Source organism: Pseudomonadota bacterium (assembly GCA_039028155.1).
GTDB lineage: Bacteria > Pseudomonadota > Alphaproteobacteria > SP197 > SP197 > JANQGO01.
Map to the genome: position 1 here is coordinate 86,193 of JBCCIS010000015.1, position 14,579 is coordinate 100,771.

General features: G+C 62.6%; 17 protein-coding genes. 6 read left to right on the forward strand and 11 right to left on the reverse strand.

Translation table 11 applies throughout. From position 1 onward, the window contains the following. Positions 1 to 32 precede the first annotated feature (32 nt). From AAF563_10500 to AAF563_10515, 4 genes are all read right to left on the reverse strand, one after another. Positions 33 to 1,304 (reverse strand): GNAT family N-acetyltransferase, encoded by a 1,272-nt coding sequence (locus AAF563_10500; GenBank protein MEM7121697.1) that lies wholly within the window; start codon positions 1,302 to 1,304, stop codon positions 33 to 35. Between the two features lie 106 nt (positions 1,305 to 1,410). After that, the gene (locus tag AAF563_10505) at positions 1,411 to 1,734 is read right to left on the reverse strand and encodes a hypothetical protein (GenBank protein MEM7121698.1); all 324 of its coding nucleotides are present in this window, start codon (positions 1,732 to 1,734) and stop codon (positions 1,411 to 1,413) included. A gap of 109 nt (positions 1,735 to 1,843) precedes the next feature. Beyond that, complete coding sequence (locus AAF563_10510) at positions 1,844 to 2,164, reverse strand: hypothetical protein (protein MEM7121699.1); 321 nt, start codon at positions 2,162 to 2,164, stop codon at positions 1,844 to 1,846. A gap of 56 nt (positions 2,165 to 2,220) precedes the next feature. Further along, entirely contained in the window at positions 2,221 to 2,544 is a 324-nt protein-coding gene (locus AAF563_10515) for a hypothetical protein (protein MEM7121700.1), read from the reverse strand. A 358-nt stretch (positions 2,545 to 2,902) separates the two neighbouring features. On the opposite strand from AAF563_10515, the gene thrS reads away from it, so the two are divergent. The 3 genes from thrS (at position 2,903) to metG (ending at position 7,449) form a co-directional block, all read left to right on the forward strand. Next, entirely contained in the window at positions 2,903 to 4,081 is a 1,179-nt protein-coding gene (thrS, locus tag AAF563_10520) for a threonine--tRNA ligase (protein MEM7121701.1), read from the forward strand. A gap of 63 nt (positions 4,082 to 4,144) precedes the next feature. Further along, complete coding sequence (locus AAF563_10525; protein MEM7121702.1) at positions 4,145 to 5,671, forward strand: MFS transporter; 1,527 nt, start codon at positions 4,145 to 4,147, stop codon at positions 5,669 to 5,671. A 212-nt stretch (positions 5,672 to 5,883) separates the two neighbouring features. Continuing rightward, positions 5,884 to 7,449, forward strand: coding sequence for a methionine--tRNA ligase (gene metG, locus AAF563_10530; protein ID MEM7121703.1), 1,566 nt, complete (start codon positions 5,884 to 5,886; stop codon positions 7,447 to 7,449). Here the strand turns inward: metG and AAF563_10535 are convergent, their stop codons facing one another. The 5 genes from AAF563_10535 to AAF563_10555 form a co-directional block, all read right to left on the reverse strand. After that, positions 7,450 to 8,265 carry a tetratricopeptide repeat protein gene (locus tag AAF563_10535; protein ID MEM7121704.1) on the reverse strand — a complete coding sequence of 272 codons (816 nt, stop codon included), beginning with the start codon at positions 8,263 to 8,265 and terminating at the stop codon, positions 7,450 to 7,452. Between the two features lie 241 nt (positions 8,266 to 8,506). After that, entirely contained in the window at positions 8,507 to 8,722 is a 216-nt protein-coding gene (locus tag AAF563_10540; protein ID MEM7121705.1) for a hypothetical protein, read from the reverse strand. A 190-nt stretch (positions 8,723 to 8,912) separates the two neighbouring features. After that, complete coding sequence (locus AAF563_10545) at positions 8,913 to 9,284, reverse strand: hypothetical protein (protein MEM7121706.1); 372 nt, start codon at positions 9,282 to 9,284, stop codon at positions 8,913 to 8,915. A 182-nt stretch (positions 9,285 to 9,466) separates the two neighbouring features. After that, a complete protein-coding gene (locus AAF563_10550; GenBank protein ID MEM7121707.1) occupies positions 9,467 to 9,832 on the reverse strand; it encodes an MmcQ/YjbR family DNA-binding protein in 366 nt (121 codons plus the stop codon). Positions 9,833 to 9,861: 29 nt separating this feature from the next. Beyond that, positions 9,862 to 10,779 (reverse strand): MBL fold metallo-hydrolase, encoded by a 918-nt coding sequence (locus AAF563_10555; GenBank protein ID MEM7121708.1) that lies wholly within the window; start codon positions 10,777 to 10,779, stop codon positions 9,862 to 9,864. 166 nt (positions 10,780 to 10,945) lie between these two features. Here AAF563_10555 and AAF563_10560 point away from each other — a divergent pair, with 166 nt between their 5' ends. Continuing rightward, positions 10,946 to 11,572 (forward strand): hypothetical protein, encoded by a 627-nt coding sequence (locus AAF563_10560; protein ID MEM7121709.1) that lies wholly within the window; start codon positions 10,946 to 10,948, stop codon positions 11,570 to 11,572. Positions 11,573 to 11,788: 216 nt separating this feature from the next. Continuing rightward, positions 11,789 to 12,415 (forward strand): hypothetical protein, encoded by a 627-nt coding sequence (locus tag AAF563_10565; protein MEM7121710.1) that lies wholly within the window; start codon positions 11,789 to 11,791, stop codon positions 12,413 to 12,415. A gap of 78 nt (positions 12,416 to 12,493) precedes the next feature. Here the strand turns inward: AAF563_10565 and AAF563_10570 are convergent, their stop codons facing one another. Continuing rightward, entirely contained in the window at positions 12,494 to 12,871 is a 378-nt protein-coding gene (locus AAF563_10570; GenBank protein MEM7121711.1) for a VOC family protein, read from the reverse strand. A gap of 342 nt (positions 12,872 to 13,213) precedes the next feature. Here AAF563_10570 and AAF563_10575 point away from each other — a divergent pair, with 342 nt between their 5' ends. Beyond that, positions 13,214 to 13,717: a hypothetical protein gene (locus AAF563_10575; GenBank protein ID MEM7121712.1), complete on the forward strand. Its 504-nt coding sequence runs from the start codon at positions 13,214 to 13,216 to the stop codon at positions 13,715 to 13,717. Positions 13,718 to 13,748: 31 nt separating this feature from the next. Here the strand turns inward: AAF563_10575 and AAF563_10580 are convergent. Next, positions 13,749 to 14,579: solute carrier family 23 protein (locus tag AAF563_10580; GenBank protein ID MEM7121713.1), on the reverse strand; the 831-nt coding region annotated here is incomplete at its 5' end.

Consider the following 14,579-nt stretch of genomic DNA (forward strand, 5'->3'; position numbering starts at 1 on the left):
GTTTGGCGAGGGGGTCACGGGCCCGTTTGGCTCTATCCACTTTCCTCAAGCGTCTTGATCAGGCGCTGGGCTTGTGCATGGTCGCCCTTTGCCGAAAGCAGACCGCTTAAGCCATAGACTGCGGCGGCACATTGCGGGTCGAGCTGCATGATCTGGCGGTAACCGCGTTCTGCTTCCGCGTTCTTGCCGTCCTTTTGCAACGAACGGGCGCGCACCAGGGCCGCGTCGATACAACGCATGTCCAGCGTTTGGTTCTGCGTCTTGCGTACGACCGCCTTGTTGATGAGCGTCCGCTCCTTGACCCCGAACGAGTACTTGTAGCGATCGTTTCCCTGCAGAAAATCATAAACCTTGAAGCCATGCTCGATCGCGTGCCGGATCGCATGGGCATGCAGGGCATAGCCGACGGCCAGATCGTCATAGGTTTCGTCGCGGCCGGTCAGCAGGAACAGATAGGACTTCTTGTTGTCGCAGACCAGGATGGCGAGGGCGCAAAGAGCGCGGTCGCCGTCCCACAGTATCGGCACGAAGAGCTTGCCTTGCTCGAAACAGTGAGCCGCCATGTCGCGGATAACATCCACAAGCGCAACCGACGCCTTGCCCTTCTCCTGGGCCCATTTGGTTTGCCAGAAGCGCAACAGGATATCGATATCGCGGGTAAAGGTCGTCGCGTCCGCGTGCGTGATGCGCAGGGTTTCGGAGTTTTCGATCTTTCTTAGAAGCCGCCGCGCCTTTTGCCGCGCGTTGGCGCTCATCGCGGTCGCCAGATGGGTTTCCCAATCATCGCCAAGGTCGACATAGGGCGCTACCGCATGGTCGATGCCACCGGATATGGCGAGTTTGCTCTCATCCTTGATACGGAAAGCCTTTGGCGAGAAGCCACCGAGCAGCAAGTCCGCGCGCGCCTCCGACATGCGAAGGAAATTGAGACTGAACTCCGTCCATTTGAAGCTCTTGATCTGCTCGGCAAACGCCGGAAAGACCTCAGCGTCGTGTTCGGGCCGGCAGATCGCGCCGTTGTAGTCGGCGATGCCCTGGCCAGCCATGTCGACCACGCTGTAGAAACCGCCGCCCTTCTTCATCCAGGTGCGGAAGCGCAGCGGAAAGAAGGCGACATAGTCCGACCCCTCGGGCCCCGGCCGCGCCGCGAGCACGATGCCGTTGCTGAGCGCCGACACCATCCAATGAAAGATCCAGGTCGACGAGAGAAAGAACTGCGCGTCGGGGTCCGCATCATAGACCGCGTCCCACTGGCCGCGCAGGTCGTCAATGGAGGAGAAGTCGTCGATTACGTCGATATGCATGGACATGCAGGTTCTGACCGCCCGCATCCTGGTCAGCGATCACCGAGAACTGGGCAGCAGTCTAAGCCGCCGCTTCAGCCTCAACCAGCCAAAACGGGCAGAAGCTCTATGGCTGCTCGCAGTTGCTGGGCGCGCTCATCATCCACTCGGCAGCCTCGGTCATCTCTTCAACCGTCATGCCCTGCATCAGGCTATCGGACGCGGCCTTGTCGTCGGTGACCTGGGCCAGGACGAACTCCTGCTGGGTCTCCGAGAGATCGCGGCGCGCGCTCTCACCGATACACGCGCAACCGCTGTCGGAAAGATCAAGCTGAATGTGGCATTCGTCCACAAGGTCGTCGGCGGCATCGGCAAGGGCCTGGCCGGCCGCGAAGCCGGAAGCCAGGAAGACGCCCACCATGGCGGCGCCGAGACGGTGTGACAGAATCATGATCTTTCCCCTATCGCTGATCAGCATGGACGCTCACGTGACCTTTTAGGCCGCGACAACCGATCTGTCGAACGACGAGAGGCCGCCGCGGGACGACACAACCACCTTGTCAGTCGAACTCGCAAATTGACGGCGCGTTGTCCATCCAATCACCGACATCAAAGACCTCGGCATCCGTCATCTCGCCTTCGAGTTGGCTGGACGTCGTGGTGTCCCCGTTGAGTTCAGCGATCACATAGAGCCGCTGGCTGTCAGACAGCTTCTCGTCCGCGCTCTTAGCGATGCAGTCACATACCGTCTCCGTCAACTCAAGCTGACCGAGACATGCCTCGACCAGCGGATCAGCGGCTTCGGCGCGAACCCCCACAGCAAGAGCCATGACAAGAGCCGCGCCCGCCACGGTCGCCAAGGAATACGATGGTTGGGTCATGGTGTTTCCTCACATTGCCGTTCGGCGACCATGGCGGTCGTCTGATTGACGCGCGTTTACTCGAACTCGCATTCGGCCGGCACTTGATCCATCCAGGCGAGGGAATAGTCGATTTCCTCGTCGGTGAGATCCTGCGCGATCTCCTCGGCCATGGCGTCGTCGCCCCAAACAAGCGCCAGCACGAAATCCTGTTCGTCCAGGCTTAGCTCGTCCGCAGCGCTATCGCCAAGGCATTCGCAGGCGCTCTCTGTCATGCCCAACTGAACGAGACATTCCTCAACCAAGGCCGCAACAGCGTCGGCACGTGCTGTACCGCTGACGAGAAAAGACGCGACGAGTGCACCAGCAAACGCGGCGCAAGAGATACGTGAGATGAGCATGGCTTCCCCTTGCATGGTTCTTGTTGATCAATCTTGCCGAGGATTCGGCGTTGCGGCCCAGAACAGGCCTGTGACAGTGCGCTCGTGTTCTGTTTACGCCGGCTGACCGCCACTGTCGATCACTCCAAAGACGGTGATCGGTTGACACAGTCCGCTGACAACCTTATGTGAACCGCCATGTTCGGCATAATTGCACAAACGTGGACGACCACGACGACCCGCTTTGGCGGGCCGCTGGGTTGTCGCGCGCGCTGAACGCCGCTTAGATCGAATACACACCCATTGGCCCCGCCGGCGACGGACGGGGCTTTTTTGTGTCCGGCCTCCGTCCGCGTCCTGACGACAACGGAGACGAGACATGGACGACAACGATCATAGAGCCATCGCCAACCGCATGGACCTGTTCCACCAGCAGGAGGAAGGTCCGGGCATGGTGTTCTGGCACCCCCGCGGCTTCGTGCTTTACCGCATCATCGAGGATTACATCCGCGGGCGCATGAAGCAGGCGGGCTTCCGCGAGATCCGCACGCCGCAGCTTCTGGCGCGCGACCTATGGGAGAAGAGCGGCCATTGGGAGAAGTTCGCCAACAACATGTTCGTTATCGATGACGACGACGAACGGGCCCACGCGCTGAAACCGATGAGCTGTCCGGCGCACGTCCAGGTGTTCAACAAACGGGTGCGCTCGTTCCGCGACCTTCCCTTGCGGCTTGCCGAGTTCGGCGCCTGCCACCGCAACGAGCCGTCCGGCGCGCTCTACGGGCTGATGCGCACACGCTCGTTTGTGCAGGACGACGCGCACATCTTCTGCGCGCCCGACCAGATCGAGGCCGAGGTCGCGCGGTTCTGCCGCATGCTGTTCGCGATCTATGACGATTTCGGCTTCCGCGAGATCGTGGTGGCGTTCTCGACACGGCCTGACAAACGCGCGGGATCGGACGATGCCTGGGACCGCGCCGAAGCCGCCCTGGAAGCGGCGGCCCGGGCGGCCGAGCTCGACTACCGGATCGATCCCGGCGAAGGCGCGTTCTATGGCCCGAAGCTGGACTTTCACCTGCGCGACAGTCACGGCCGCGACTGGCAGTGCGGTACCGTGCAGCTTGACCTGGTGCTGCCCGAGCGGCTCGACGCCAACTACATCGACAGCGATGGACAGCGCGCACGCCCGGTGATGATTCACCATGCCGTGTTGGGCAGCATCGAACGTTTCATCGGCATGCTGCTGGAACACCACGGCGGCGACCTGCCCTTGTGGTTGGCGCCCGATCAGGTGGTTGTCGCCAACATCACCGACGCTTCCCTGGACTACGCCCGCGACGTCGCGAGCGGCCTTGAGGCCGACGGGTTACGCGTCGCGCTCGACCTCAGGTCCGACCGCATCGCCAAGAAGATCATCGACGCACGCACCATGGGCATCCCCGTCTTGGCCGCCGTCGGTGAACGGGAAGCGCGCGACAACACGGTGTCGTTGCGCCGGCGCGACGGCAGCCAGCAGGTCGTCGCGCTTGGCGATGCGGCGGACGTTCTGACGCCATGATGCGGCGCGTCTTTGCGTGATACCCGCCGTCGCGTAGAGTGACTGCCTTGCTTGGGGGGATTCATGGACGATCGTTACGCGAAGAAGTGGCGGGCGCTGGTCGGCATCAGCCTGCTGTCGTTCATCGTTTTCATGGACTACGGCATCGTCAACACGATCCTGCCGGGCATCCAGGCCGATCTCCTGGCAAGCGTCGGCCAACTGCAATGGGTCATGAACGTCTTCTTCATGACGCTGGCCATGTTCATGGTGACCATGGGGCGTCTGGGCGACATCTATGGCCGCCGGCGCGTGCTCTACATCGGTACGGCGATCTTCGGCGTCGCCTCGGCTGTGTGCGGCGCGGCGCCGAACCCTGAGATCCTGATCGCCGCGCGCGCGGTGCAGGGCACAACCGCCGCCGTCGGCCTTGCCTGCGCCGCGTCGCTGGTGACCCACGCCTTTCCAGAGGAAGAAAGCGGCCGGGCGATGGGTTTCTTCATGAGCATCACTGCCGTCGGCATGGCGATCGGCCCGGTCATCGGCGGCTTCTTTCTGTCGTTCCTGTCGTGGCGCTGGGCGTTCTACGTCAACATTCCCGTTATCATCGCCGGTTTTCTGGTCTGCCGGGGCGCGGTTCCGGAAACGCCGCGCCTAGTCGCCGAGAAGATCGACGTGTGGGGCCTTGCGTTCCTGATACCGGGCATCGGCGTGATGGTGCTGGCCATCATGCAGGGCAACACCTGGGGCTGGGGTTCGGGCGTGATGATCGCGCTCTATGCCGCGACGCTCGTCTGCCTCGTCGGTTTCGTCGTCGCAGAGCAGCGGGTCGCCTCACCGATCGTCGACTTCAAGCTATTCCGCCACCCCTGGTTCATCAGTTCGGTGTTCGCCGGACTGGGGCTGGGCGGCTTCATCGGGATCGGTACGTTCATGCCGGCGCTCTATCTGATCAACATCCAGGGTATGCCCGCCTATGCCGCCGGCCTGATGCTGATGCCGATCACGCTTCTGGTCATGATCATCCCGCCGGCGATCGGCAAGCTGGTCGATGCGCGCGGGCCCATGGGGTTCGTGATACTGGGCGCGGTGATCCTGGTGATCTCGGCCTGCGTCCAGATCTTCTATCTGCCGGCGTCGCCGGTATGGTTCATTTTGACCGGTCTTATCCTGTTCGGCCTGGGCTGGGGTTTTCAGCAGGCCTCCACAGCGGTCGCGGCGACCAGTGCGCTGCCGCCGGAATCGGCCGGCCTGGCGCTGGGTTCTCTGTGGACGTTCTGGAACATCGCCTCGTCGATCACGCTCGCGGTCGGCGGCATGATCCTGCGCATCCTCGACCAGTCGCGTCTGGACGCGTCGCTGGCGGCTAACAACATCACGCTCAGCGACCATGAGAAACACGTGATCCGCAGCCTGTTGTCGGATCCAAGCCGCGCCGAGCAGACGCTTGGCGAACTACCCGCAAAACTGTCGACCGAGATCGCACCCCTGTTCCACGACAGTTTCATGGACGGCTATAGCGGCGCCATGACCTTCCTGGCAATTTGGTGCGCCGTCTGTCTGATCGGCTGCGTCCTGACCGCGATGCGCGGTAAGAAGCCCGTGAGTTGACGCGACGGCTAGAAAGACCTACACAAACGCCATGTTAAACCACGTTGTCACAGCTTCGTTGAAAACGATGCCGCGCATGTTCCATGGGGCGGCTTCCTTCGTTATGTCCTGACGACACCAACCATCACCTGACCGAATGACAAGCCGCCTCCCTCGTGAGGCGTTTTTTGTATGTGGACTCCGCCTCGCGGGATGGCGCAGCGGAGACCACCATGAATTACGTTACAGACACGCGACAACGACCGTCCTGGTACATCACGACGGCGATCCCCTATGTCAACGCGGCACCGCATATCGGTTTCGCGCTGGAGCTGGTGCAGGCCGACTGCCTGGCGCGCTTTCACCAGGCCGCCGGTTACGACGTTCGCTTCCAGACCGGTAGCGACGAGAACAGCCTGAAGAACGTTGTCGCTGCCCAGAAGGCCGGGGTGCCGACACGCCAGCTTGTCGCCGACAACGCGCAGCTCTTCGTGCGCCTGGGCAACGCGCTCAACACGCGCGCCGACGGTTTCATCCGCACCAGCGCCGATGCGCGCCATCGCCTGGGTGTCGAGAAACTGTGGCGCGCCGCCGATGCGCGCGGCGATATCTATAAGAAGTCGTACCAGGGGCTTTACTGCGTCGGCTGCGAGCAGTTCTACCGGCCCGATGACCTCGTCGACGGCCGATGTCCGGAACACGGCACCGAGCCGGAGGAAGTCGCAGAGGAGAACTACTTCTTCCGGCTTTCGCGCTATCGCAATACGTTGCTTGATCTGATCACCAGAGGCGAACTCGCGATCGAACCGGCCGGCCGCCGCAACGAGGTGCTGCGCTGGTTGGAAGACGGGCTTGAGGATTTCTCGATCTCGCGGTCGAGCGCGCGGGCCCATGGCTGGGGTCTGCCGGTGCCGGACGATCCCGACCAGGTCATCTATGTCTGGTTCGATGCCCTCGGCAACTACGTCACCGCGCTCGACTACGATATCGAAGGCGGCCTCTATCAACGCTATTGGACGGGTGCGGAACGGCGCAGCCATGTGGTCGGCAAGGGTATCACCCGGTTCCATGCGATCTATTGGCCCGCCATGCTGCTGTCGGCTGGCCTGCCGCTGCCCGACCGCATCCTGGTCCACGGCTATGTCACGGTCGAAGGCGACAAGATCGGCAAGTCGACGGGCAACGCGGTCGATCCGCTTCCCGTCATTGCCGCCCATGGCGCGGACGCGCTGCGCTATTACCTGCTGCGCCACATCCGCACCGCTGAGGACGGCGACTTCAGCAACGAGCGCCTGGCGCAAGCCTATGACACCGAGCTTGCCGGCCAGTTCGGTAACCTCGCCAACCGCGTCTTGAGTCTGATCGAACGCTACGCCGGCGGCGTCGTACCCGCACGCGACGACGGGGCCGATCCGACGGCGCTCAGCCGGGCAACAGAGGCGCTGCCTGACATTGTGGCGGGCCATGTCGATCGCTTCGCGCTCAACGAGGCACTGGCCGCGATCTGGGACGTGATCGGCGAGGCCAATCGCCATGTCGCGGCGAGCGAACCGTGGTCGCTGGCCAAGCAGATCGCAGCATCGGAGGACGGCGCTGCGGCCGGCTCGCTTCAGCGCGACCTCGACACGTGCCTGCACGATCTCGCCGCCGCCCTTGATGTCATCGCACGCGCCTGCTGGCCATTCCTGCCGGAAGCATCGGAGAAACTGCTGGGACAGCTCGGCCTGACCTCGGCCGCCGACCGCCGCCCTCTAACAGGCCGGCGGGTCAGAACCGGCGCCGTTCTATTTCCACGCTGATCAGTGCGCCGTACCTGCCGGATGGAAGGGGTCGGCCGCCATCCACTCGTTTGCGAGTTGCTGGGCTTCGGCCAGTTGGTCGGACGACATTTCGGTCAGCACGATATCGCGGTTGTGGGCGGCGACCGTGTCACCCTGGGCGGCGGCAAGGCCGAACCACAGGAAGGCGCGCGCGAGATTCCGCTCCATACCGGCGCCGTCATAGTACATGACCGCCAGGCGGTGCTGCGCGCCGGCATGACCCTGTTCGGCGGCGCGGCGGAACCACGTCGCGGCGATCGTGTCGTCCTGCGCCACGCCGCGTCCCATGTAGTGCATGTTGCCCAAATTGAACTGCGCCTTGACGTTGCCTTGCCACGCTGCTTCCGAGAACCAGGTGACGGCGGCCGCATAGTCGAGTGGCACGCCCTCGCCTTTGACGTACATAGTGCCAAGGTCGAACTGGGCGACGTGGAAACCCTGTTGGGCGGCACGGCCAATCCACTTCGCGGCTTCGCCATGGTCCTGGGCGACACCCACGCCGGTGTAGTACATGACACCGATGTTGTACTGCGACATGAAGTGGCCGCCTTCGGCCGCGCGCGCGAACCACTGTGCTGCGCTTTCCACATCGCGCGGTACACCTAGGCCATCGAAATAGAGCGCGCCGACGTTGTATTGCGCCTGGGTCAGGCCTTGTTCGGCGAGCGGCATCCAGGCCGCCATGGCGCCCGCGTAGTCGCCACGTTCGTAGGCAGTGGTGCCGTCCTGGAGCGTGGCCTGTGCCGGCGCCGCCAGCAGCACGGTCACAACACATAACAAGGCCAGATATCGCATGCCCGCCTCCACCATGACAGCAAGCCTACGCCCGACCGTCGCAAGCGCCGGTAACAGCCGTCACTGATTTGACATCAGCCTACGCGAAATGCGGCGCCTAGCTTAGACAACGATATATGACAGACACATCTGAAACCCGCATCAATCCGCCAAAAACGTAAGAGGCGTTGGGCGCCGTCCACATGTCCTGACGTCGCAATACCGCAATCGAATTGTCATGTAACTCGGACACGGTTCGAGCCTAGTGCGCCATTGGGCAGCTCTCAGGCACCGCGTTCTCGCGCAAGCAGTTCAGATAAAGGATGCGTTCGCGCTCACCAATGCTCAGGAGTTCGTCGATGACGGAACCGCCGCCTGATCCGCCGGCGTCAGAGTTTCCGCGCAAGAGTTCCGATACGAACTTGTCATCGGCCTTCTGATCGGCTTCGTCTCGACATATGGCAATCGAGTCAATCATCTGTTGGTCAGGAGCTCCCGACGCATCGAGTGGCGCACCGGTCGTCGCATCACAACCGTAGACCGCTTCGACCGGCGTACCCTTCAGTGTGAGTGGTTCTTCCGCGCAGGCTGAAACCGCGACGACAGAAGCAACAACGGCGGCATATCGCCACACCCGCTCAAGTGCTGTTCTGACCCTCACCGCGGTATTACGGCGTCGTCACGCATTGGCCGAGCATGATCGTGTTGTAGCCGGCGTCCCAACGCGAGCTGTTGAGTTCAAAGGGCGCGTTGCAGGCGGCATAGCCGATCTGGTTGTCGCATGACGACAGATTGACGATCGCGTCGGCCTCGATCGAGACCAGTTCGAAGGTGTCGCTTTGGCAACTGCCCAGCGACCCTTCGCCGTAACAACAGGCATAGGCGTTGATGTCACGATCGCAGGTGTTCTGCAGGCTGACGTTTCGGGTATGGCCGTGCAGCTCAATGCACTCGGTCGCGAACTCATCACCGGCCGCGGTCGACCAGGGCAGTGGAACCAAAAGCGCGCCGATCAGGGCGGCGCCAAAAAGGGTTCTCATGTGACCTCCGTCAGGTCTTGCGCCGCACGCGCTCGCGTTGCAGCGCCACGACATCACGGGCGCCCTTCATTGAATGTGGTCACCATAACACCGTATCGGCCGCGGCGGGGTTATGACCGTCACATTTTCGCGGGTGTGGTTAACGGCGGCTTAAGCGCTGATTTAGAAGCAGAATCCTGGGTCTAGCCCTGATTCAAGCCGAGTTCGCGTTGCCTTTTCTTGGTCAGGTTCAAGGACGCCAGGCGGTGGGATTCGGTGAGATAGTCCTTGAGCTCGTCGTCGGTGAGGCCGGGTTCGGCGTAGTGCTGGATCCAGCTCATGCCGCGCGAGGCAAGATAGGGGGCGGGCCTCAAGCCCGGCTGCTGCTTCAGCATTTCATACGCGATCTTGGAGACCTTGAAGGTGAAACGCGCTCCGTCGCCGTCGTCCCAGCCGCCGATGGCGAAGACCTTCTCGCCGACCTTCCAGACGTCGGAGCCGCCCCATTGGACGACATGGCTGGTCGCCGGCAAGGAGGCGCAGAACGCGTTGAACTCGTCATACGTCATGACCGTGTCGCCCCCTCTTCACGCGTGGCCTATTGGTTGCCGCGCGCCTTCAGCTCCGCATCCACCGCTTCCATGTTCTGTTCCAGGAGATCGGGGATGGCGGCGACCGGCGGATGATCGGGGTAGCGTTCGTTCATGGTGTCGACGATGGTCTGACGTTCCTTGTAGCTCAACACACGGTCGGTGTTGGCGGCGGCGACCAGCGAAACGAAATCCTCGAGATAGGTCCGCTGTGCCGGAACAAGATCGCCGAGCGCGCCAGGTTCGCCGTGGCCGGGATAGACCATGACATCGGCATCGAAGGTTTCGGCCAGCCAGTCGAGCTGATTGATCCAGTCGAGCACGTGCCCGTCGAGCAAGAACGGCGTACGCCCGACCGCAAAGAGGTCGCCGGCGATCAGCATGCGCCGCGAAGCCTCGTAATAGAGCGTCATGGTGACGGATTCGCCGTGACCGAGCTCGTAGATCTCGAACGTGAAATCGCCCAACGTCAGCGTGTCGCCGTCGGCGACGAACTGGTCGATCGTCAGAGGCTCCGACGAACTGTCATCGGGATAGAGCTCGCGCGTCAGGGCAAGGTAACCCATGGTGTCGTTGGCGAGTTCGTCGGCGGTCGCCCGGGAACCGATGATCGGCGCGCCGAATGCCTGGCGCAAGACGTTGATGCCGGAGACATGATCGGGATGGGGATGGGTGATCAAGACGCCGGCGACACGGTCGGCGCGGTCGCCGACCAGCTCCGCGACAGCCTCGGCAAGCGACTCCAGCCGCTGGCTATCGACAACGACAATGGTCTCACCGTCGTCGAAGACATAGGTGTTGACCTCGCCGTCGCCCTTTACCGCAAAGCGGTTGGTCAGCATCATGGCGCTGTCGGCCACGGCGGACAGCAACGGCACCGGCGTCAGCAAGGTGAGAAGAAGAACCACAAGGCAGCGCTTGGACATGGGCCGCTCAATCCCATTCTGTCATCGAAAGACCTTTTTTCCTGGCCAGCTTCTCTGGCCACGATAGCCGACCCGTTCTCCGCGTGCATTGTGTCGATCCGATGTCACGCGCCGGCCGCATGGCGAGCGTGTGGCATTGCAGCCAACTTGTCCAAGGGGAAAGACCATGACGAAAATGACGGCGTTACTGGCGGGCGCGTTGGCCATGGTGGTCTCGGCATGGGCGGCGCCGGACGCCATCGCCGATGAGGAAGCCGCCAACTATACCCACGTTGTCGCCAGTCCGTGGGGACGCTGTTACGTCCGTTCGGTCCCGGCCAGCGGCTACGGCAGCGAGGGCACCACCGAGGTTTTTGTGGTCGGCGACATGGATCAGCCCGACCGCAAGGTCGCGACCTATGATTTTTTCAGCCTGAGCTTTTATCTGTCGTGCAACGTCATGGGCGACGACGGCGTTCCGGACGTCGCGATGGTTGGCCTGGGCCCATGGGCGCGCGGCCATGCGCCGAACGACGAAACGGTCGCGTTGGCGTTGTTCTATGGCGGCAAGGAGGTCGCGCGCTATTCGACACTGGACATCGCCGGCGACAATCCCGATGCCGTCGACTGCTCGGTCTCGCATTACCAGGTCCTGGGCCCGATCTACGGCTACGTCCGCGATGGCGACGAGCGCACGGTCTTTCAGCTCACCACCCTGGACGGGCGCACGCTGTCATTCGACGCGGTCACCGGCGAGCTTGTGGATAGCCAGGAGGGCAATCCACCCGGTTTCGGTTACGGTGCCTGCCCCTGATGCGCTAGGGAATCTCTTGGCATGACGGAGTCGATACCAGCCCGCTCCCCCTCCAGGCCACCCCTAGGATGCTGCCATGGGTGGCCGGGAGGCGGAGCGGGCTGGTGCTGCCAACCGATGAGATAATGCGCTAGCCTTTGCCGGGCAGGCGGGGCGTTGGCGTAGGTCGAGGCGATCCGCTGCCGTATGAAGGTCACTCGGGGAGATCGCAAGGCCATGCCGTCACGTATCGCCGCCGCCGCGTTCGCCATATTGACGCCCACCGTCCTGGCAGTATCGGCACCTGCCCAGGCCGACCGCGAGGCCGCGAACTACGGCCATGTCATTACCGATACCTGGGGCACGTGTTATGCCCGCTCGGTCCCCAGCGAGGCTTATGGCAACGGCGGGCGTACGGACATCTACCGCATCGGTTCGCTTGACGAGCCGGATATCCTGGTCGCCAGTTTCGACTTCTTCTCCCAGCAGCTTTTCCTGGACTGCCAGGTCGCCGACGGCGAAGGCGGCTATGATGTCTCGGTCGTCGCATTGGGACCTTGGCCGCGTGGGTCCGCGCCCAATCACGAGACGGTGGCGCTTGCCATGTTCTACGGCAGCGACGAGATCGCGCGCTATTCGACCAAGGACATCGCCGGCGACAGGCCCGGCGCCGTCAGTTGCACCATCTCCCACTATCAGGTGATCGACCGCGTGAAAGGCTTCGGCCGCGACCTGGACGGCAACGAGGTCATCATCCTGACCACGGTCGACGGCCAGATCATGAGCTTCGATCTGATCACCGGCGCGCTTTTGCATACCGAGCCCGGCCTGGCGCCGGGCCCCGGTGGTGGTGAATGCCCCTAGACTGAGCTGCTGTTTACGTTTGGAACACGCAAGGCCGACACCGCGACACCGACCCATCGGTGAGTGATGCTTTGGCGCTCATGACCAAACGTTCGCCTCCTCCGCAAAATCGGCGGTCTGCACGTTGACGACGCAGAAGCGCTGGCCGGTCGGTGCTTCCATGACGGTCCATCGCGGAAACGCCACCACAAACTCCGCGCCCAGGCTTTTCAACCGCGCGACCTCTGCCTCGATATCGTCGGTTTCGATATCAAGATGGACACGCGAGACGTGGTCGACCTTCTGCACCTCGACATCAAGACCGCCCGGGCCGCTGTCGAACTGTACGTAGTTGGGATCGTCGGGGTCGAACGGCTGCGCCGACAGGCCAAGCGCCTTGCCCCAGAAATCGGCGGCCGCGTGAAGGTCATCGGTCCGGCAGTCGATGATCAGGCCACCCAATCGGCTCTTGTGCATGATCACTCTCCATATGCGGCGGATAGGCTGCGGCGATGGGCCAGTGTTGGCGCAGGCGGTCGCACCGATCAAGCGCGATTGTCCGGGCGATGCCATCATCCGCCAAGCACGCATGGCGGCATTCGCCGTACCGCGAGTTCACTTGGAATCCTGTTCGCTCGCCAGACCCGCCGTGATAGCGTTCCAGGGCAGAGGGGCAATCTGCATATCTCGGCGAGAACCGTCTCCGTCCAAGACGGATGGCGTTCGCGAGCATGTGACTGATCGTGCAAGGCACCCTCTGATCGGTTGCGCCGGCGCGTGACGGTGGCGGCGCGCATACAGACCTCGATGGAGGTTCGCATGAAACGACTTCTGACAATCGTACTGTGCGCTGTCGCTCTGGCTGGCAGTGCCGTGACGGCAATGGCTGACGACGAAAGTGCCGACGCCCTGACGCCGAAGGACTGGTTACGCCTGGCGCCGGACGACGATGCGCGCTTCGCGCTCCTGGAACAGTATCTGCGGGGTTACGACCGATCGATGTGGGAGATCGGCGACCGCTATCAGGTCATCTACGATGCCTTGACCTTGGAAAACTACGACCTCGCCCTCTATCACTGGAGCAAGATCAGAACGACACTCGTCAACGGTAATCTGAAGCGGCCGGACCGGCAGGCCAATTCGGAAGCCTTCTTCTTGGACAGCACCTGGGCAGACGTTAAGGAAGACTTTGAGAGCAGAGACCCCAAAATCGCTTGGGAAGGTTTCGATCTGGCGCGCACTGCCTGCATGACCTGTCACGAGGCGGAGAACATCGCCTATATGAACGAGCAGCCCTTGTTCATCGACACCGAAGTTCCGTAGGACGCGAGGGAACCGGTTGATATCGTTGGCGTCAGGCTGAAAAAAACAGTCGGATCGTCACGTCGTTACCGTGGGCGGTCGATTCCATGCGGTCGGGGTAAACGCCGGTCAGAAACTCCGCCAAGCCGTAGGAAAACGACTCCTCCTCCAGGAACGAGCGTCGTTTGATGCCGACATTGGGCAGTGACAGCAGCGTGCCCTTGTAGGTGATGGTGACGATGAAACGATAGTCGTCGTAGCTGATCTCCGCGCGTAGTTCGCCGGCCACCAGGTGGGCGAGCTGCAGATGCTCAAGCACCTGGTTCGTGCTGGTCGTCGCGCGTTTGACCAGGTCATCGTCCATGCCCCACGCAGCGCCGCGGTCACGGATCAGGCCGGCAAGGTCGTCCTGGGGCGTGGTCGCCGCCTCGAACGCCAGATCCGCCTTGCGCCGACTGCCCAAACGGAAGACGAGGTGCAGCACCAGCGCCGAGATAACGGCCATCGACAGCATCGTGCTGGTGAACGGCTGCAGCACCTTCGGCATTTGCCTGAAGTAGTCGTGAAAGACCTCGCGCGCCAATCCCAGAAGCATGGGGACGCCGATGACGAAGGTCATACGCGTGTCGATGTTGCGTGACTGAATGATCTGGATGCCGCCGGCGATCATGAACGACGCGGTAAAGAGAAGCGCCGCACCCAGCACGGCCGGTGGCAGCAGGACAAAGAGCGCGCCGATCTTGGGGCTGAAGGCAAAGAGGATAAGAAAGCCCGCGGCGGCGAAGGCGATCACGCGACTGGTCGCGCCCGACGCCTTGGAGACGCCGACCAGGCTGGGGCCCGTGTTCATGCCGATGACGCCGAGCAGGCCGCCCAGCATGCA